This is a genomic window from Nonomuraea sp. NPDC049504 (assembly GCF_040676845.1).
GTDB classification, from domain to species: Bacteria; Actinomycetota; Actinomycetes; order Streptosporangiales; family Streptosporangiaceae; genus Nonomuraea; species Nonomuraea salmonea.
This window is the reverse complement of the sequence record NZ_JBFAPT010000021.1, coordinates 40,651-60,135: the sequence shown is the minus strand read 5'-3', so window position 1 is coordinate 60,135 and position 19,485 is coordinate 40,651. Positions and strand designations below refer to the sequence as shown.

Below are 19,485 nucleotides of genomic sequence, written 5' to 3'. Positions count from 1 at the left end.
TCCCACCCGGGGGTGGTGTGCACGGTGGGTCTGTTCGAAGCGCTGGTCGACGAGGGCGCCCGCCCGCACGTGTTCCACCGTAACGAGACGATGTGCTCGCCGTTGCGGCCGGCCCACAGCGTTTATCTGATCGACTACGGCTACGCCCGCGAGTACACCCCGGCCGGCGACCGCGAGGCCGTCCACGACCTGCGGGGCGACGGCGACATCGTCGGCGAGCTGGCCTTCTGGAGCCCCGCCGACCGCGTCAAGGTCGACGCGCTCACCGAGGTCCGCGCCTGGCCCATCGACCTGCGGCGGCTGCGCGAGCAGGCCGCGGCGGCGCCGGCCGTGGCGACCGCGCTGGTGCAGGAGCTGTTCGCGCGCAACCTCGCCGCCCGCAGGCACGAGGCGCTGGCCCGCGCGCCGGTCGCGGCCCGGCTGGCCGTCTGGCTGCTGCATCTCGACGAGCGCTACGGGCTGGCCTCTGAGTCGGCGCCGCCGCTGTCCATGGAGACGCTGGCCGACCTCGTGGGCAGCTCGCCCGACGTGGTCCAGCGCCAGCTCACCCAGTGGACACAGCGGGGCTGGCTGGTCAGGCCGGGCTACCGGCGGCTGCGCATCGCCGACCCGGTCGCGCTGCGAGCCGCCGCGGGGAGCTGGGAGCACCTGTCGGCACCCTGGAAGGGACGGGTGACGCCGTTCCTGACCCGGCCGGGCGGGCCCGCTCCGAACAGCGCGGTGCCCGTACGCGAGATGCCCAAGCCGCGCCAGCTGCCCGCCGACGTCTCCGACTTCACCGGCCGGCAGCAGAGCCTCGACCTGCTGACCGACTGGCTCGACCGGCCGCGGCGCACCAACACCATGGTCGTGCAGGGCCTGCCCGGCGTCGGCAAGACCGCGCTGGTCACCCGCTGGGCGCACCAGCACGCCGACCGGTTCCCCGACGGGCAGATCGTCATCGACCTGCGCGGGCAGTCGCCCAGCCAGCCGCCGATGACGGTGGCGGAGGCGCTCGGGCAGATCCTGCGCTCGCTCGGCGTCGGCGAGCACATGCCGGCCTCGGACGAGGCCGAGCTGATGCTGCTCTACCGCAGCAGGATCGCCGGGCGGCGGCTGCTGCTCGTCCTCGACAACGCCGCGGACGCCACCCAGGTACGCGCCCTGCTGCCCGGCGGCAAGGACTGCGTGGCGCTGGTGACCAGCAGGACGCGGATGGGCCCGCTGCGCGCCACCGGGCACGCCGACCTCATGGACCTGGGCGTGCTCGACCCGGGCAACGCGGTGGCGCTGCTCATCGCGGTGCTGGGCAAGGACTCGCCCAGGGCGGCCGACAGGGACGCGCTGGCCGAGCTGGCGCGGGTGTGCTCGTACCATCCGTTCGCGCTGCGGATCTCGGCCGCCAAGCTCGCCGAGGACCCCGGGCTCAGCGTGCAGGGGCGGGTGGGCGAGCTGCGCAAGCCCGATCGGCTGCTGGTGGGCGACCCGGAGGAGGCGTTCAGGTCGGCGCTCGACCTCGCGTACGAGTCGCTGAGCCCGGCGCAGCGGCGGGCGTTCCGTCACGTGGGGCTGCTGCCAGGACGGGACTTCACGCCCGAGGTGCTGGCGGCGGCGCTCGGCGCGCCGGTCGAGGACGCGGTGGCCGCGCTGGCGGGGCTGCACAGGGCGTACCTGGTCGAGCCGCTGCCGGGGTCGCGTTACCGGGTGCACGACCTGGTCAAGCGGCTGGCCAGGGAGCTGGGCAGGCACGCGGAGGCCGGCGTGCGCGAGGCCAGGGCGCGGCTGCTCGACCACTACCTGGCGGTGGCCGCCGACCCGGCGACGCCCGGCGAGTGGTTCGAGGCGGAGCGGCGCTCGCTGGTCTCGGCCGTGCGGATGGCCGGGGAGAGCGGCGCGCACGGCATGGCGTGGCGGCTGGCGGCGGCGGTGTTCGAGCCGTTCAGGCGGCTGCGCTACTACGAGAACGACCTGGAGGTGCAGCAGGGCGGGCTGGCCTCGGCCATGCAGGTGAGCAACCGCAGGGCCATCGCGCTCATGCGCGGCAACCTGGGCTCGATCCACCGCGACATCGGGCCGTCCACGCTGGCGGCCAGGTTCATCGGGGAGGCGCTGGCCGACCACGTCTCGCTGGGCGACCGCGAGGGCCAGGCGCGGGCGCTCAACGACCTGGCCGAGGTGCACGGCATCGCCGGCAACAGCGAGCAGGCGCTGCGCCACGCCACCGAGGCGCTCGCCCTGTACGAGGAGATCGGCGACCAGGCAGGCGTGGCGAGCTGCCTGCACACGCTCTCCCGGCTGCACCTGTCGCAGGAGCGCCACGAGCCGGCCTTGCGGTACGCCGGCCAGGCACTCGACGTACGCGAGCAGCTCGGCGACCGGCGCGGCACCGCCCAGAGCCTGATCATCCTGGCGACCGTGCAGCGCAACCTGGGCGAGCCGAACGCCGCGCTGTCGGAGGGCCTGGAGGCGCTGTCGATCTGCCACGAGCTGGGCGACGAGCACGCCGAGGCGGAGACGCTGCTCTGCCTGGCCGAGATCTACGACCTGCTGCGGCTGCCGCACGACGCGCGACGCGACGCGGAACGGGCACTCGCGGGCTACACGGCGACCGGCGACCAGTACGGCTGCGGCCGGGCCCTGTGCGCGCTCGGCCGCATCGCCCGCAACGGCTCCCGCTACGACGAGGCGCTGTCCTGCTACGAGCAGGCCCTGGCCGTCCAGGTGGAGCTGCACCACGAGCAGGGCAGGGCGGAGACGCTCGGCGACATCGGGCTCGTCTACTGGCGGCTGGCCGACTACCGGCGCGCCGACGACTATCTCAACCAGGCCCTCGCCATCAGCCGGGTGATCAACGACGAGCCGGTCGAGGCGCGCATGCTCAACCGGCTGGCGCGGGTGCGGCGGCGGCAGGGCAGGCCGCAGGTGGCGTTCACGTACGCGCTGGAGGCCCTGGACATCGTGCAGGGCAAGGGCATCAGGCGGGCCGAGGCGGACGTGCAGGAGACGCTCGCGTACACGTACCTGTCGCTGGGGCAGCACCGGCCCGCACTGCGCGCCGCCAAGGCGGCGCTGGCGATCAGGGAGGAGCTGCGCGACAACCGGGCGAGCGCGCTGCTGTCGGTGGCGCAGGCGCTGCACGCGGCAGGGCGGCCCGCGGCGGCGCTGGAGCCGGCGAGGGAGACGGTCGAGCTGCAGCACGAGAGCGGTACGCGCGACCGCTGGGCGGCGGCGCTGACCACGCTCGCCATGATCCTGCTCGACCTCGACAGGGCCGAGGAGGCGCTGCCGTACGCCCGGCAGGCCAGGGACGTGCACCAGGAGTGCGGGACGCGGCGCGACCTCGGCTGCGCCTCGCGGGCGCTCGGCCTCGTCTCGGCCCGGCTGGGGCGGCAGGAGGCGGCGGTCACGCATCTGCGGGAGGCCGTGCGGACGCTCGAAGAGGTGGGCGATCTGGTGGAGGCGCGGCGGGCCGCGGAGGAACTCCGGGTTTTCGCGTGAAACACCGATAAAAGTCGTGAAATCTCGGTTCTGAGGTCGCAGATCTTTCGCGCTGCTTCTCGTTTCCTGGACTCACCGGCCGATTCACAAGCGGAGGTGATCCGGATGCTCAAGAACCATCTGCGGCAAGACCTTCAATGGCTCAAGCGACAGGCGCGCAAGGACCGGCGGATCACGCTCGCCGTGCTCGGCGGGCTGCTCGCGGCCTGGGCCCGCCAGCTCTCCGACGTGCAGGGCGGGAACCCGTCGCCGGTGCTGCTCGCGCTCTCGGCCGCGCTCGTCCTGGTGTCGGGGGCCGCGTGGCTCGTCTCGGCGTTCTTCGTCAGCAGGAGCCTGCGGGTGCGCCGCGAGCCGGCCGAGGAGCTGCGCTGGGTCGCGCGGATCGGGCTGGGCAAGGAGTGGGCGTTCTGCTCGCTCAGCGCGTACGTGGCCTGGCACCTGCTGCAGTTCCTCACCGCGCTGGTGATGAGCTGAGCGGGACGCGGTCCAGTTCGTCCACCCTGATCGCCGCGCCGGTGTGGACGAACTGGACGAGCTCCGCCACCGGCAGCTCGGCCAGGCCGAAGTCGGTGTCCGCGTGGGCGTCGCACCAGGCCACGATCTCCTCGGCGTTCGTCAGGGGCGCGGCGAAGTGGACCAGGCTGACGTACCAGCGGTCGCGGACCCTGCCGTACTCCAGGTCGCGCACGCCCCTCGACTCCAGGCCCCTGGCGAAGCGCTTGCGCAGCGTCTCCAGCGTCTCGTCCATGGGATGCGCCCCCACCAGGACGCCGCCTTGGTGCGGGGCGACGCCCGCCAGGTAGACCCAGGCGGGCGGCAGGCCGTCCGCGGCCTCGGCCAGCGCCGCGGCGTACGCGCGGCGCAGCGGGTCGTCCTCGGGGATCACGCTCCGGTACGGCTCCAGCGACCTGAGCGTGACGTGCAGGGCCGGGCCGCCGTGCACCCAGTGACCGGGGGCGTGCACGGTGGCCGCCAGGTCCGTCAGCCGCCCGGCGACCTCCCCGGCCGGCCGCAGCACCACCGCCGCGCCCCAGCGGGCGCCGCCCTCCACCATGGGCACGTCGTGGGTGGCCTCGCCGGCCAGCAGGGCCGCCCGCCCTCGCTCGCGGAACTCGGAGAAATCGGACATCCGAGCAGTATGCCAAACCTCTTCCGAGGTCGGCGGGGTGATCGCGGGAATCAGCCGGGGGCCGCGCGGCCGGTTTCGGCGGGCCAGTCGGAGGTGGTCGCCCCGGGATGCGCCGGGCGGCCAGTCAGAGGTGGTCGCGGCGGGATGCGCCGGGCGGTCAGTCTGAGGTGGTCGCGGCGGGATGCGCCGGGCGGTCGGGTGTCGGGAAGGCGGCGCGGTGTGGGCCGTCGTCGGGGTCGAACTCGTGGCGGATCCTGGCGCAGTCGTCCAGCAGCGCGCCCTGGAGGAAGCGCAGCTCGGGGTGGCTCGTGCGGTGGATGGTGCCCGCCATGCGCCGGTGCTGGCGCTCGCCGTCGTCGAGTGCGGCGCGCAGGTCCTCCATGTCCTCGCGGCTGCCCGGGCTCACCTGGAGCATGCCGAAGTGGCGGAAGATGCGCGACAGCGCCGACAGCTCGTCGGCGAGCGGTTCCGGCAGGTCGGCGCCACGCTCGCCGGGCAGCCCGCGCACCCCCGCGACCAGGTCCACCAATCCCCTGGCGACGCCCCTGAGCTGGTGGCAGGCATGGTCGAGGCAGGTGGCCGCCTCGGCGACCTGGCGCAGGCGGCGGTCGTAGCGGCGGCGGCGCAGCGACAGGCGTACGGACTCGGCGGCCTGCTCGGCGGCCTCCTCGGTGTCCTCAAGGCGCTGCGACAGCGTACGCGCCCGGTCCAGCCACTCGGCGGCCTGCTCGTGGTCCCACTCGCCGCGCAGCCCCTCGGCCATGTCCTCGGCCAGGTTCGACAGCTCCCCCGACAGGCCGCACAGCTCCTTGCCCGCGTGGTCGACGAAGCGGGGCGGCAGCACGAGCAGGTTCGCCGCGATGCCGATGGCGGCGCCGAGCAGCACGTCGGCGAGGCGGGCGAAGCCGTACGTGCTGCCGAGCGCGAACACGAGCAGCGCGGTGATGGGAATCTGCACGTTCTGGGCCGGCAGGTTGAGCAGCCTGGTCAGCACCAGCCCGGCCACGACGAGGACGGCGAGCGTGCCCAGGTTCGGGCCGATGAGCCAGATGAACGCGGTGGCCGCCGCCACGCCCACGATCACCGCCAGGATCTGCTGGGCGCCGCGCACGACCGTGCTGTACGCGGTCGCCGACACGGTCAGCAGCACCCCGATGGGCGCGAGCACGGGCAGGTCGACCTTGAGCACGTACGCGGCCAGCCACCAGGCCAGCGCGCACGCCGCCGTCACCTTGACCGTCTGGGCCAGCGCCTCGCGTTCCATGCGCAGCCAGCGGCCGATCCCCATGGTGCGGACGAGCGTGAGCGCCGACGCCCCGCCCGCGAAGATGCGTTCGAGCGGGTCACCGGCCGGCTCGAACCTGCGCCCCGGTTCCGTCTTCATGTCCCCGTCCCCCTTCCCAGGCCACTGCCCAGCTCAGGGGCGGATAGAGCCGGGCGTGACCGGGTAGCGGCAGCCTGCGGTGAGGGGAGTGGGTGGACATGCCGGGAGATCTGGTCGTTCCTGACGGCGCGCTGGGCGTGGTGGTGTTCGTGCACGGCAGCGGCAGCAGCCGGTTCAGCCCGCGCAACCGGTACGTGGCCGGCGCGCTCAACGAGGCGGGTCTCGGCACGCTGCTGTTCGACCTGCTGACGCCGGAGGAGGAGGCCGACCGGGCGAACGTGTTCGACATCGAGCTGCTGGCCGGGCGGCTGCTGGAGCGTACGGCGCAGGTGCGCGAGCATCCCGGCGCGGCCGGGCTGCCGGTCGGCTACTTCGGCGCGAGCACGGGAGCGGCGGCGGCGCTGTGGGCGGCGGCCGAGCCGGACAACCCGGTCGCCGCGATCGTCTCGCGCGGCGGGCGGCCCGACCTGGCCGGCGACCGGCTCGCCGCGGTACGCGCCCCCACCCTGCTCATCGTGGGCGGCAGGGACCCGGTGGTGATGGAGCTGAACGAGGAGGCCGCGCGGCGGCTGCGCGCCGAGACCAGGATCACGGTGGTGCCGGGGGCCACGCACCTGTTCGAGGAGCCGGGCGCGCTGGACGCCGTGGCCGAGCATGCCCGCGGCTGGTTCGTCACCCACTTCGTGAACACGCGCGGGAGTCGCCCGGCCACGTTGAAGTAGATCGTCGTTTGTGCGAACGTCAGGTGGCGGACGGCATCCCGACGTGACGGATGGTTGCACACGTGCCCTTGCTGGAGATCGACGGTCTCACCTGGCTCACGCACGGCGTCCGGCAGCGACTGTCACCCGGCCCGCTCACCCTCGACGCCGAGCAGGCCGCGGTCGTGGTGGCCGGCGACCCGGCGGCGGGCGAGGCGTTCGCCGACGTCCTGCTCGGCCTGGAGGCGCCGCACGAAGGCCGGCTCCGCCTGGACGGCCGCGACGTCACCGCGCTGTCCACCGCGGACCGCGCGATCGGGCTGGTGCCCGCGGGCGGCGGGCTGCTGCCGCACCTGACCGTCAAACGCAACCTCGAACTGGCCGCCCGCAAGGACCTGGCCCTGGTGTCGCACGGGCAGGTCGCGTACATGTCGGGGTGGATGGACATCCAGGGCTTCATGCGCGCCAAACCGCACGAGCTGGCCCACGACGAGCGGCTGACCGTCGCGCTCGCGCGGGTCATGTGCCGGCCGATGCCGCCGAAGATGGTGGTGGTCGAGGACCGTACGGGCTGCGAGCCGTGCCACGCGGCGGTGAGCCGGGCGCTGCACAGCAAGCTGGCCGTGCTCATCGTCACCGACGACGGCACCAGGGTGACCAGCCTCGCCTCCTCCGCGCGCGTCTGGGAGATCACCGATGCCGATCAGCCGTAGGGCGTTCCTGCTGGGGGTGCCCGCACTGGCCGCCACGGCCTGCGCGGGTCAGCCGCCGCTGCGGGTCGCGGTGGTGTGGAGCGGCGCGGAGTTACAGCGCTTCCTGCGGGTGGTGGACGCGTACACGGCCGGCTCCCGGCGGCCGGTCAGCGTCTACTCGGCGGGCGACAACATCAGCGCGCTGCTGCGCGGCCCCGCCGAGAACGTCATCCCCGACGTGGCCGTCATCCCCAGGCTCGGGCTGCTGTTCGACCCGCTGGTGAGCCCGCGCATCCAGCCCAGGGTGGGCGGGCACGTGCAGGACGCGTTCTGGCGGGGGCTCGTGACGCCGTACGAGGGCGGGCCCGAGCTCGGCGCCTGGTTCAAGCTCGCCAACAAGTCGCTCGTCTGGCACCGCAAGGGCGAGCGGCACGCGCCCCCGAACCTGACCTCATGGATGCCCCGCCCCGGCACGGTGGCCATCGGCGCGGCCGACGGGTGGGTGCTCAGCGACTGGTTCGAGAACGTGCTGCTCGCCTACGCGCCCGAGGTCTACGACGGCCTCTTCACCGCGGCCACGCGCGGTGACCCGGAGTGGTGGGCCAGGAACGAGGTGGCCGAGGCGCTCACGGTGCTGGCGCTCATCTGGCGCGAGGCGTTCACCCCCGACCAGGGCAGGCGGGCGCTGACCCTGCAGTTCCACGACTCGATACTCGACGTCTTCCGCTACCGCGGCGCCGACGTGGTGGCCGCGCCCGACTTCGCGCTGCCCGTCATCGAGCGCTACGCCGGCAAGGACGTCGCCCGCCACTTCTCCTTCCCCGGCCACGCGGGCGGGCCCCCGCCCCTGGTGGCCGGCGGCGACGTGGCGGTGGCGATGCGGGGCGGCGGGCAGGACGCGCTCGACTTCGTGGAGTGGCTGACCAGGCCGCGCGGGAGCGACGAGCACGACGCGCTGACCGAGTGGGTCGACGAGGGCGGCTTCCTCACCCTCGACCGCGAGCCGTCTCACCCGCTGCTGCGCGAGCCCGCGCTGGCGCTGCGCGGGCGCGAGGGCCGCCGCTACGACCTGTCCGACCGCCTGATCGGCCGTCTGGAGGGCGGCGACGGCCGCGGCCTGTGGCGCGTCCTCACGGAGCTGTTCGGCGACGTCGCCGCCGGCACCACCGCCCCCGCCGGCGCCGCCCAGGCCGCCCGGGAGAAGATCGTCACCAGCCTCGCGAAGGGCAGCGGCCGATGAGCGGGCGAACGAGCGGACCTCACGTCCTTCTGTCCGGGGTGAGCGGGCCATGAGCGGGCGTGACGCGTTCTTGTTCGAGGTGGCGCCGCATCACGATGCCGGGGGGCCGGTCAGTGCGCGCGGGATCAGCCGGTGGCGGGCGGCGCTCTATCTGCTGCTCGCGGTGGTGCTGTCGGCGGGCGTGATCCTGGCGCCGCTGCTCGGGACCGTGCTGATCAGCTTCTCGCGGCCCGGCGCGTGGTCCGAGGTGCTGACCGACCCGCAGGCGTGGCAGGCGATCGGCAACACGCTCATCTGGTGGGTCCTGGTCGTCGTGGTGTGCGCGGTGGGGCTCGGCCTGGCCTGGCTGGTCAGGACCGCGGGCCCCGCGCTCGGCCTGGTCATGCGGGTCATCCTGGTGCTGCCCGCCGTGGTGTCGCCGCTGACGACGGGGGCGATCTTCCGGCTGCTGTTCGACACCAGCAGCGAGCGCGGCATGGCCGCCGCCGTGCTCGGCCACGACACCGCCTTCCTCGGCCCCGGCTGGATCTGGCTGGTGCTCGGCCTGGCCTTCGTCTGGCAGTACGCGGGCGTCGCCTTCCTCGTCTTCCACGAGGCACTCGCCAGGCTGCCCGCGCACCTGCTGCGCGTGGCCAGGGCGTTCGGCGCGGGCCGCGGGCGCCGGCTGTGGTCCGTGGTGCTGCCCGCGCTGGCCGGGCCGGCCGCGCTGGCGTACCTGTTCGCGCTGGTGGCGGCGGCCCGCGTGTTCGACCTGGTGCTCATGGGGGTGCCGGGGTCGATGCAGGCGCTGGTCGAGGGCGGCGGGCTGTACTGGTGGCGGCACAACGACGACCTGGGGTACGCCAGGGCCGCCGCGCTGGCCGTCCTGATGTCCCTGCTCGTGGCGGGGCTGGCCGCGCCCGCCCTGCTCGGCCTGCGCGGCCGGGTGACCTGGGCCGGCTCCACGCCGTCCGCGCAGCCGCCCGCCACGAGTGGCCGGCGGCTCTGGCCGCTCGGCGGCGCGGTGTCGGTGCTGTGGCTGCTGCCGTTCGCGGCACTGCTCATCACCTCGCTGCGCGACCCGGTCGCCGCCGCGCGAAGCGGGTGGTGGAACGGCGAGCCGTGGACGCTCGGCTCGTACGCGGAGGCGCTGTCCGACAGCGCGTTCACCGGGGCGCTCGGCACCACGTTCCTGCGGGCGGTCACCGTGGTGTGCGTGGTGCTGCTGGCCGCGGTGCCGGCCGCGTACGTGCTGGCCCACGAGCATCTGCTGCCGCGCCGCACCTGGCGGCCGGTCATGCTGGTCTCGGTGGCCCTGGCGGTGCTGCCGCCGCAGGCGTTCGCGGTGCCGCTGCAGCAGACGCTGAGCCCGCTCGGCACGGCACCCGCGCTGACCATCGTGCACGCGGCGCTGGTGCTGCCACTGGCGGTGCTGGTGCTGCACAACGCGTTCGTCCGGGTGCCCGCGCCCATGCTCGCGCGCGACCGGTGGGAGCTGGTCCACTTCGTCCGCGAGGCCCGGCCCTCGGTGGTGCTGGCAGGAGTGCTGACGTTCGTCCTGGTCTGGAACGATGCGATCGTCGGGCTGCTGCTCAACTGGCCGTCCGGCGACCACCTGCCGCTGATCCTGCTGGAGCAGGCCCGCCACTTCATGAGCGCGGCGAGCCCGCTCGCGGCCCAGGCGGTGCTCGCGACGGCGGTGCCCGTGCTGGTGCTGGCCGTGACCGCGCGCCTGCTGTACCGGGGCCTGACGCGGGGGGTGCGCCGGTGACGGACATCTCGCGCAGGGAGCGGCTCGGCTTCCGGCTGTCGCGGCTCTACCGGCTGGCCGCGGCGCATTGGGCGGAGCTGGGGGTCGGCGGGGCGCTGACGGTGGGCGGCGCGATCCTCATCCTCCAGGAGGAGCTGGCCAAGAAGCTCGTCGAGCTGCTGCCGATCTGGGCGGTGGTCGGGCTGCTCGCGGTGTTCGTGGTGGTGGTGCCGGTGGTGGCCGGGCTGGTCACGTACCGGATCCGGCGTCACCGCGCCCGCCCGCCGCGGCCGCTGCCGGCCACGATGCCGTTCCCCGACCGGATCGACGAACTGATCGGCCGCGAGGCCGAGCTGCGGCGGATCAAGGCGGAGGCGCTCGAACGCGGCGTCGTCGTCGTGCACGGCGCCATCGGCATGGGCACGTCCACGGTCGCCGTCCACGCGGTGTGGGAGCTGGCGGGCGAGGCGCGCAAGCAGCGCTACGCCGACCTGCGCGGCGCCGACCGGGACCGCCCCGAGACACCGCTGAGCGTGGCCCAGAGGGTGCTGCGCACGCTCAACCGCCCGCCCGGCGGCATCCAGGAGCCCGGGGACGCCACCGAGGAGGTCATCGAGGCGCTCAACGGCACCGGCCAGGTGCTGCTGCTGGACAACGTCAGCTCGTGGAGCCAGGTCGAGTGGCTGCCGACCCGGGTGCCCGGCGCGCACATCGTGATCGCGGGCACGCTCGCCGACCAGCCGCCGCAGCACATCGAGCTCATCCAGCTCGGCCCGCTCGCCCCCGACGCCCGGCGGACGCTGCTCGCCCGGCACATCGGCGACGACCGGGTCACCCGGGAGCCGAAGGCGCTGGAGCTGCTCGCCGACGCCTGCCTGGGCAGCCCGCTCGAACTGGTCAGGGTCGGCCGCTGGCTGGCCGGCAACCCCGGCGTCTCCCTCCAGTCGCTGGTGGACGACCTGCGCAGCCTGTCCATCCCCGACACCCTCGACTTCGTGCTCGAACGCAGCGTCAGGCAGCTCCGGCCGACCGCCAAGCGATTGTTCGTGCTGCTGGCCGGGCTGCCGATCGCCGAGGTCGACCACCAGGCGGCCGCCGCGCTGCTCGGCGTCCCGTCCGCGGCCGACGCGATCGCGGAGCTGGCCGGGCTGGGGCTGGTGGAGAACGTACGGATGACGCGGGTCCGGGTGTCGGGGACCTTCCGCGGCAGCGGCGCGGCGGACCCCGGCACCGGCACGGCCGCGCGCCCACCGAGGGAGGTCGCGGCCTGGCGGCGGCTGGTCGAGCACTTCGCCGAGCAAGCCACCGGATACGCCGGGCGGCTGCCCGCCGAGGAGGCGAGAACCTGGTTCGCCATGGAGGACCGGGTGCTGCTGCAGGTGCTCGCCCGCGAGGAGCCCGCGCCGCGTACCGGCCGGGCGCTGGCCGAGATCGGCGACGCGCTGGAGACCTGGTTCCGCCTCGAACAGCGGCACGAGGATCGGCTGCGCGCGGCGGCCGAGCTGGCGCGGGCCGCCGAATCGCTCGGGGACGAGCAGGTGCAGGTCACGGCCGAGCTGCGGCAGTGCGCGATCCTGCTCACCACGGGCGACCCCCGCGAGGCGCGCAGGCACTTCGACCGGGCGGCGGCGGTGCGCGTCAGGGTCGAGTCATGGCCCGCCGACCTGCACCTGGCGCACGCGGCCATCCTGCTGTCGGCCGGCGACGAGTACGAGGCCGTGGAGTCCGCGCTGGTCAGGTACGGGCAGGCGCTGACCGGCGGGCACGTGGCCGGGCAGGCCATCAGGCTGGCGAACGTGGCCGCGCTGCTCATGCGCAAGGCCCAGGCGCACGACCACGAGGGCGCCGCCGGCAAGGCCCGCGGCCTGCACACCAACGCCCGGGTGGTGCTGTTCGAGGCGCTCGACCTGGCGCGGAAGGCCGGCGACCAGGCGACGGAGGCGCACGCGCGCGAGCTGCTCGCGCTCGCCCACCACTACCTGGGTCAGAGCCACGACGCCGGCCTGCACCTGGACGAGGCCGAACGCCTCTACGCCGAGACCGCCGACGAGTTCGGCCGCGGGCGCTGCCTCGTGCACCGGGCCGGGATCCTGCTGGCGGACCCGGCGCACGAGCCGGGCACGGTGGCGAGCACAGGGGCGAGCACAGGGGCGGACACGGTGGCGGGCCTGCTCGACCAGGCCACCTCCCGCCTGCCCGCCGCCGGCATCAGCACCGCGCTCGCCCACCTGCACCTGAGCAGGCTCCGCCCGGACCGGGCCGCCGACCACCGCAGGAAGGGCTTGAGGGCCCTCCGCCCATGGGACGGCATCGCCGAGCCGAAGCAGGTCGAGGAGCTGCGCAAACAGCTCCAAGCCCCCTGACCCGCCCGCCTCTCAGACCGCCACCGTGGCGAGGGTTCTGCCGTCGAAGGTCTGGATGGTGAAGTGGTTGAGCTCGTCCTGCGGGAGGCTGGTGCCGCCGTGCAGGAGGAGCGGGTCGGGTGAGCCCGGCACGCCGTACCCCTTGTCCGGCACGCCCCAGCTCGCCACCACCTCGGAGCGGCCGTCGTCGCCGACCGCCATGAGCCGGCACTGCAGCGGGCCCTTGACGCCCTTGAGCTCCAGCGCGACGTGCGTGCCCCAGCCCTTGTCCTCCACGCCGACGAGCCCGGTCACGCCGGTGGCCGGGTCCGTCACCGAGTAGGTGCGGCCGGTCATGAGCAGGGCGCGGGCCGGGCTGTGGATGCTGTCGGGATTGGGACCTGCGGTCGTGGCGCTGACGCCGAGATAGACGCCGGCCGCGACGAGCACGCAGGCCGCCGCGGTCATGAACGCGCGGTGCAGGCCGCGGCGGCGCCGCTCGGTGGCGGCGCGGCGGACGAGGAGCGATTCGACCTGCGGATCCGGCGGCTGCGGCAGCAGGTCGTCCGGATGCACCCCCTTGATCAGCTCCCCCATGGCGGCGAACGATCCCACCTCGGCGGAACACGTCCCGCACCCGTGCAGATGGCGCTCGAAGGCCGCCCGCTCATCCCCGTCGAGCAGGCCCAGCGCGTACGCGGCCACATCCTCGTGATGTACCTCGGTCATGGCGCCACCCCCCTGTCATCGTGACGCACCTTGGTCACGGCAGCGTCACCCCCCTTTCCTCCAGCGCGACCCGTAAGGCGCGCATGGCGTAGTACACGCGGGACTTCACCGTGCCGACGGGCACGCCGATCGTCTCCGCCGCCTCCTGGAGTGTGCGATCCAGGAGGAACGTCTCGGTGAGCACCTGCCGGTGCGCCGGGGAGAGCGACATCATCGCGTCGGTCACGACGATCTCGCGCAGCAGCTGTTCGTCCTCGGCGGCCACGGGCTGGGCACGGTCGGAAAGGTCTTCGACGGTGTCGAGGGGGCGGGCGCTGTTGCGGCGCCGGTCGTCGATGACGACGCGCCGCGCGACGGTCGCGAGCCAGGGCATCAGCGAGCCGGATTCCGTGCGCAGGTCGTGGAGGTTGCGCCAGGCTCGTACGAGCGTCTCCTGGACGACGTCCTCGGCCCAGCGGCGATCGCCGCCCGTCAGTCTGATGGCGAAGGCCAGCAGGGGGGCGCCGTATTCGCGATAGAGGGCTCGGACCATGGCCTCGTCCGTTACGCGGTGATTCACCACGGGCGGGCTCCTCGCGCTGCGGATATCATGAAATACCGCACTCGGTACGCTGATATTGGGAAATATCACTCTAGCGACGGCGCGTCGCGCGGGTGGGGTACTTCGCGAACCTCACCGCATAACTAGATTATTCCGGTAAATCCTGCTTCAGTCCCCTGGAAAGGGGATTATGATCATTCGGTTGACGATCCGCGATCCGGCGGCAGGCACCGCCCCGACGTCGAGGTGACGGCGGAGCCCGAGACCCCCATCGGCTCGCTGCTGCGGGCCCTGCCCCTCCCCGTCAAAGGCCAGCCCTGCCACGTCGGCAGCGACAAGCTCGACCCCGAGCCCCCGTGGCCGAGAGCCCGCTCGTGCGCCGCTGCGCTCCGGCGTACGGCTGCTGCTCACCTCCACGAACCGGGTGCAGGCCCGCCGCCTCGACCTCGTGCAGTTCGCGACCTTGACCCTGTAGCCGGCCGCTGACCACGATCGGGGGCATGCGCTTTCCCCGCGTCAAGCCCGAGCACGCCCCGCAGCGGCTCGGCGACGGGACCATCCGGCTCGGCGGGGCGATGTTCGGCCTGGCCACGGAGATCCACGACGCCGACGGCCACGCCTGGTCGGCCCTGACGCTCATGGACGGCACCCGCGCGCCCGCCGAGATCGCCGCCGAGCTGCTCGCCGGCTTCGCCATGCTCACCCAGGAGGAGGCCGACGAGCTGGTGGCCGCGCTGCTGGCCTCGGGCCACGTGGAGGAGACCGCGCCGGGCCCCTGCGACGAGCTGGGCGAACGGGAGAAGGAGCGCTACAGCCGCAGCCGCGACTACTTCCGCTGGGTGGACCTCACTCCGCGCGACCACGGCTGGGAGCCGCAGGTCAGGCTCAAGTCCGCGCGCGTGCTGCTGATCGGCCTCGGCGGTACGGGCACCCACGCCGCCTGGTCGCTGGCCGCCTCGGGCGTGGGCCGGCTGCACCTGGTGGACCCCGACGTCGTCGAGCTGTCGAACCTCAACCGGCAGGTCCTCTACACCGAACCGGACGTCGGCCGCCCGAAGGTGGAGGCGGCGGTGGAGCGGCTGCGCCGGGTCAACTCCGACATCTCGGTCACCGGCGAACCGCTCACAGTGGACGGCCCCGACGCACTGGCCCGCCTGATCGACGGCTTCGACGTGCTGGCCCTCTGCGCCGACCGGCCCGGCGAGCCGGACGGCATCAGGACGTGGGCCAACCGGGCCTGCGCGCGGGCGGGCATCCCGTGGGTGACGGGCGGCTACAACGGGCCGCTGGTCAGCGTGGGCGTCTTCGGGCCCGGCGGGCCGTGTTTCGCGTGCGTACGGGCCGGCATCCCGCCGCAGCCCGGCGACGGTTACGCCTGGCCCGGCGTCACCGGCATGTCGGCCGGGCTGTCGGGCCAGCTCGTGGCGTACGACGTGGTGCAACTGCTGACCGGGCTGTCGGTCACCCCGCCGGGCTATTTCCACGGCCTGTCATTGCTCGACCCGGATGCGCATGTTTTTGCGCGATATCCCACGCGCAGCGGGTGTAATTTCTGTTATTAAGGGGGATGCGAAGGGAATCATACCGTCACCCCACTGTTTTCCTGACTTGCCCGGTAAGGAGTGCCATGAGCAACCCCCCTGCCCCGCAGAATCAGCAGGAGCGGAAGGCCCCCACCACGATCACCATCCGCCGCCTGACCAAGGCCGAGACCCCGGGCGTGCTCCACCCCAGCCACGGCAACTCCAACTGATCCCGGCAGAGCCTGCTCACGATTGCGGCAGGACACCGATGCCGTGACCCTGATCATCGATGCGGCATCGGCCGGTGGTACTTCGCCCGCCTCACCTGGAACTCGAATCTCGCGGCGAGAACGAGCAGGACTTCAGCCAGCAGATTGGGCGCGAGCTCACCGACGGAGTGGTTCGGGCTGTTCAGCCACTCGACCAGCGATCCAACCGCGATGGCCACGAGCAGGAAGTACGTGAGCACCGCGATGAGCCGGCTCGACAGCACGCGGGACAGCGCGGACACCGTGCGGACGACGACGTGTGGCAGGGGTTGCCTGAAGTTGAAGTCCAGAATCTCGTCGATCGCCTGCCAGATGCACGCATAGGTGCGAGTGGAGAGATGCCTCCCCGACGCCTCGTACTTGAACCCGGCCGGAGATGAGACCGCTTCAGCCAGCTCGAGCATCTTCCGCTGGATCACGAATCCATTGAACCTGGTCAGGGGAAACAGCTTGGCGCACGACTGGACCAGGTAGATCTGCCAGGGAACCCGGACATAGTCCTGTTCTCTGTACCGGGTGTACTCGTGGTTCGCCTCCGAGTGCCCGCTGAAGGCAGGGGCGAGCGCGGAGAATATCTCCTTCCAGGCGCCCTGCAACTGCTTCCGATCCGCGTCGAGATCGTAAGTCGTGAGCACCAGAAGAACGAAACAGCGGATGAAGGGGTTGTCCCCGTTCTTCAGGTATTCGCGAAGATAACGCCAGTCCTCAGGTCTGATGGGCAGGTTGTTCGCCGCCATGCAGCGCACCGCGTGCGCTGTGGCCAGCGGATCCGGCTCTCCTCCTTCGTCGCCCACCGCGTAGCCTGCCGGGTCGGCCCGCGCGCCGTCGAGAGCCGCTCGCACCAGATCCAACGCCTCGAACCGCAGGGCCACCACCGGGCTCACATACGAGAGCGCGTAACCGATGTCAGCCATCCGGAACACATCGGTCTTCTGCAAGCGGATACGCCGTCCGACCAGATCGCGGTACACGGCTGGGCTCACAGTGGCTCGTTCCACCTGACTGCGGTTGGCCACGTAATAGATCAACTTGGCCACCTGCTCCTGCGTGACGGGGTCCGCGGTGGCACGACGAGCCAGCATGTGAATAGTGGCCGCGGTCCCGTAGAGGCCGCGCTGATCGTAGTCAGGGTGATCGAGATACTGACCCGATGCCAGGGCACGGTCCGGCAGCCGGCCGGCCTCCTGTCGTAAACGCAACTCGATGCGCCGCTTCATCTCCGACTGAGCAGCCCTGAGGATCTGACGCGTCAGCACCTACATCATCCCTGGTCCACGCGCTTGTAAGCCTCATTCAGTGGTACGGGTCTTCACAGGCTCGCCAGGACGGTTTCGATGGCGTCCCTGGCACTGGGAATGAGATTGAGGCCGAGGACCTCTTCTCGCTCGAACCAGCCGTACTTCTCGATGAAGTCCTGCTCGTCGTTCCCGCTCATGTCCACGCGGTCGTCGCTGGCTGTGCACAGCCGTGCGACGGCGACGACGGTCGGGGTCCGCTCCCCGTCGAGTTGCCATGACCAGAGAGCCAGAGGGCGCCCGGGGCGCACTTCCAGCCCTACTTCCTCGCGTATCTCGCGGACGAGCGCCTCATCGGGGGACTGATCGCTGGTCTTCATCCGTCCCCCTGGCAACTCCCATCGCCCAGGTTGATGAGGGTCATCACTGCTCTTTTTGATCAGGAGCAGTCTTCCCTGCCACTCGATCACTGCTTTCTGCGCGAACTGCACGCACATCCGATCCTCCCGGCACCGCTTGCGAACTCATGGTTTTCAGACCTTCCAGGAACTGGAGTCTTCTGAGGTGCACTGCCTCTGCCTCCGGATCACGGGACGCCGCCATCGCGGCACGCATCTCGCGATCACGAATGAGCGCGTCGTTTTCCTCGTGAGCGCTGATGACCGTCGGCGCAGTGACACGCTCGGGGAGATAGCCGAACATGGACATGATCTCGTAATCGATGCCTTCGACGGCCATCAACAGCTCGATATCAGACGACCTCTTATATGCGGAAACACGGTCGCGCCTGATCGGTCGGTTGAGATTGTTCCACAGCTCGGAGAGCGATGCAGCGTTGTGCGCTTCTTCCCTGCGATGGAATTCGAGTGCAACAGCCGACCACCGCAACCCCAAACTGCCGCACAACGGACTCAGCGCAGTCTTGGGGTCGGCTACGAGATCTTCATATCGCACGGTGAACCAGCGGTCCTCACGGATTGCACTGCGTGCCGCGATGGCTGCTTTCTGGTCACGTAACCACCGTAAAGCGATCACCCGTGGATCTTTTGGGCCGATGGGCGCCTTGGCGAACGAGTGAGCCACGTCCCGTGGATCCCGTACGAGATGCACCCAGATCATCGGTAGATCCGTGGCGACTATCTGATCAAAGAAGTGCGCATTCTCCAAGCATTTGCTCACCCAGATGTCCTTGTGCAGAGATCGGGCATGGGCGTCATAGAATGCCAACACAGCATGCGCAAGCGTCGATCCCTGTAATTCCGCCAGGACGATACGACTTCGGTCCGCGAGATGCGGCCACACGAGAGCGTTCAACTCAACCAGCCTGGCCATGTCGTCGACCAGGAGCTTGCTGTTCAACGGCGAACCGTACCGAGGCATCAGCCCTTGCAGGTCCCGTAACTTGTGCGCTGACGGAGGCGCGAAGACACCCGGGAGAGAGCCCAGCACCAGGCGGAGCAAGTTGGACCCCGAACGCTGGGTTCCGACAATCTGAACTCGCTTCATGACGGGTTCCTCCTCGCTTGCGCGAGGACCCCACGGAGGATGTCGGCGGCCACCTCGGGAAGCAGCGGGTTGAGATAGATCCCCAGCCCCAACTCCATGCCACCTGGCCGTTTGAGAGTCCTCTCGTCCTTGTGCAGCGGGACAAGCTCGACGCGCAGGTGGTGGGACCCGTCTCCCTTCGGCGCCTGCATCACGTTGAGCAGGTAGGGAGGCATCTGGTCTCCATAGGTCGACCGGCATAATCGCAGGCCGGTGTGCACGCAGCCGGCCAGGGCCGCGAGCTCCTCCGCGCTCAGTGACGCGAGGTCCGGCCGATGGGCCACCGGAGCTATGATCATCTCGAACGGCAGCCTCGACCACGGAGGCACCTGGACGAAGGCGAGTTCGGTGGCCGCCACTGTGAGCTCTTGCCTGGAGACGCAATCACAAACGGCACACGATGCGGCGGGTTGCGTCAGAGTCAAACGCCTCGGAACGAAGGGCAACCCGATGAGTTGCCCGTGTGGATGCGCCACCGTCGGCCCGAAGTGGTCCCCCACCGATTCGAAGGCGAACACGGCCTGCACCGAGGGATGCTCGAGAAGGCAGGAGGTCGCCTGCGAGATCGCCTCAAGGAACTCTCGCGTGACTGTGGGCGGCAGGTCGGCCAGCCTCCGGGAATGAGAGTCCCCGTAGACAATCACCCAGTGCCGCTGCTCTTGCTCGGGAGAGCCTGACCCTGCCGTGCCAATCATCGGATGCTTGCTCGGCACCAGCCAAACGCCACCCTCAGTCCGCGCTCCGTCCGCGTTACGACAAAACGGACACGCAGTATGTGGGACGCCGTTGGCCCGGATATCGGCTTGAGGTGCCAAGTTCTGCCGGCCTGGCACGCGGAGGACCCACTCCAGTTCAACTGGGCTCCACGTCGCCGTGGGGTCGCTGGACATGCAACGTCCTGAGCCTTTATGGCTAAAGGCCATACTAGTGGAACCTGGGACAATGTGTT

The 19,485-nt window shown here is 71.6% G+C and carries 17 protein-coding genes; 9 read left to right on the top strand and 8 right to left on the bottom strand.

All coding sequences use genetic code 11. The features are described 5' to 3' along the window. The first annotated feature begins 24 nt into the window (after nt 1-24). Nucleotides 25-3,477 (top strand): tetratricopeptide repeat protein, encoded by a 3,453-nt coding sequence (locus AB0K28_RS33860; protein ID WP_364377964.1) that lies wholly within the window; start codon nt 25-27, stop codon nt 3,475-3,477. A gap of 105 nt (nt 3,478-3,582) precedes the next feature. After that, a complete protein-coding gene (locus AB0K28_RS33855) occupies nt 3,583-3,951 on the top strand; it encodes a hypothetical protein (RefSeq protein WP_355417097.1) in 369 nt (122 codons plus the stop codon). Here the strand turns inward: AB0K28_RS33855 and AB0K28_RS33850 are convergent. Continuing rightward, entirely contained in the window at nt 3,929-4,606 is a 678-nt protein-coding gene (locus AB0K28_RS33850) for a hypothetical protein (RefSeq protein WP_364377962.1), read from the bottom strand. The genes AB0K28_RS33855 and AB0K28_RS33850 overlap by 23 nt on opposite strands. Before the next feature lie 157 nt (nt 4,607-4,763). Beyond that, nucleotides 4,764-5,990 (bottom strand): FUSC family protein, encoded by a 1,227-nt coding sequence (locus AB0K28_RS33845; RefSeq protein ID WP_345395220.1) that lies wholly within the window; start codon nt 5,988-5,990, stop codon nt 4,764-4,766. 98 nt (nt 5,991-6,088) lie between these two features. Here AB0K28_RS33845 and AB0K28_RS33840 point away from each other — a divergent pair, with 98 nt between their 5' ends. From AB0K28_RS33840 to AB0K28_RS33820, 5 genes are all read left to right on the top strand, one after another. Further along, nucleotides 6,089-6,712: an alpha/beta hydrolase gene (locus AB0K28_RS33840; protein WP_364377959.1), complete on the top strand. Its 624-nt coding sequence runs from the start codon at nt 6,089-6,091 to the stop codon at nt 6,710-6,712. A gap of 62 nt (nt 6,713-6,774) precedes the next feature. Further along, nucleotides 6,775-7,404, top strand: coding sequence for an ATP-binding cassette domain-containing protein (locus AB0K28_RS33835; RefSeq protein WP_345395214.1), 630 nt, complete (start codon nt 6,775-6,777; stop codon nt 7,402-7,404). Further along, nucleotides 7,388-8,623 (top strand): hypothetical protein, encoded by a 1,236-nt coding sequence (locus tag AB0K28_RS33830; protein WP_364377957.1) that lies wholly within the window; start codon nt 7,388-7,390, stop codon nt 8,621-8,623. Before AB0K28_RS33835 ends, AB0K28_RS33830 begins: the two co-directional genes overlap by 17 nt. A 49-nt stretch (nt 8,624-8,672) precedes the next feature. Continuing rightward, entirely contained in the window at nt 8,673-10,373 is a 1,701-nt protein-coding gene (locus AB0K28_RS33825) for an ABC transporter permease subunit (protein WP_364377955.1), read from the top strand. Beyond that, entirely contained in the window at nt 10,370-12,715 is a 2,346-nt protein-coding gene (locus AB0K28_RS33820; RefSeq protein ID WP_364377953.1) for a hypothetical protein, read from the top strand. The genes AB0K28_RS33825 and AB0K28_RS33820 overlap by 4 nt, the downstream gene beginning before the upstream one ends. A gap of 12 nt (nt 12,716-12,727) precedes the next feature. On the opposite strand, the gene AB0K28_RS33815 is transcribed toward AB0K28_RS33820, so the two are convergent. After that, nucleotides 12,728-13,423, bottom strand: a complete 696-nt coding sequence (locus tag AB0K28_RS33815) for a zf-HC2 domain-containing protein (RefSeq protein WP_364377951.1) — start codon at nt 13,421-13,423, stop codon at nt 12,728-12,730. A 34-nt stretch (nt 13,424-13,457) separates the two neighbouring features. Then, the gene (locus AB0K28_RS33810) at nt 13,458-13,955 is read right to left on the bottom strand and encodes a sigma-70 family RNA polymerase sigma factor (protein ID WP_355417230.1); all 498 of its coding nucleotides are present in this window, start codon (nt 13,953-13,955) and stop codon (nt 13,458-13,460) included. A gap of 509 nt (nt 13,956-14,464) precedes the next feature. Between AB0K28_RS33810 and AB0K28_RS33805 the strand changes: the two genes are divergently transcribed. Continuing rightward, complete coding sequence (locus tag AB0K28_RS33805) at nt 14,465-15,526, top strand: ThiF family adenylyltransferase (protein ID WP_364377949.1); 1,062 nt, start codon at nt 14,465-14,467, stop codon at nt 15,524-15,526. Nucleotides 15,527-15,591: 65 nt separating this feature from the next. Further along, the gene (locus AB0K28_RS33800; RefSeq protein WP_355417068.1) at nt 15,592-15,717 is read left to right on the top strand and encodes a hypothetical protein; all 126 of its coding nucleotides are present in this window, start codon (nt 15,592-15,594) and stop codon (nt 15,715-15,717) included. A gap of 53 nt (nt 15,718-15,770) precedes the next feature. On the opposite strand, the gene AB0K28_RS33795 is transcribed toward AB0K28_RS33800, so the two are convergent. The 4 genes from AB0K28_RS33795 to AB0K28_RS33780 are packed head-to-tail and all read right to left on the bottom strand — an operon-like array spanning nt 15,771 to nt 19,249. Continuing rightward, nucleotides 15,771-17,012, bottom strand: a complete 1,242-nt coding sequence (locus tag AB0K28_RS33795) for a hypothetical protein (protein ID WP_364377946.1) — start codon at nt 17,010-17,012, stop codon at nt 15,771-15,773. Between the two features lie 53 nt (nt 17,013-17,065). After that, nucleotides 17,066-17,488 carry an NUDIX domain-containing protein gene (locus AB0K28_RS33790; protein WP_364377944.1) on the bottom strand — a complete coding sequence of 141 codons (423 nt, stop codon included), beginning with the start codon at nt 17,486-17,488 and terminating at the stop codon, nt 17,066-17,068. Next, complete coding sequence (locus AB0K28_RS33785) at nt 17,415-18,497, bottom strand: sulfotransferase (protein WP_364377942.1); 1,083 nt, start codon at nt 18,495-18,497, stop codon at nt 17,415-17,417. Before AB0K28_RS33785 ends, AB0K28_RS33790 begins: the two co-directional genes overlap by 74 nt. Further along, nucleotides 18,494-19,249 (bottom strand): hypothetical protein, encoded by a 756-nt coding sequence (locus tag AB0K28_RS33780; protein ID WP_364377940.1) that lies wholly within the window; start codon nt 19,247-19,249, stop codon nt 18,494-18,496. The genes AB0K28_RS33785 and AB0K28_RS33780 overlap by 4 nt, the downstream gene beginning before the upstream one ends. Nucleotides 19,250-19,485: the final 236 nt, after the last annotated feature.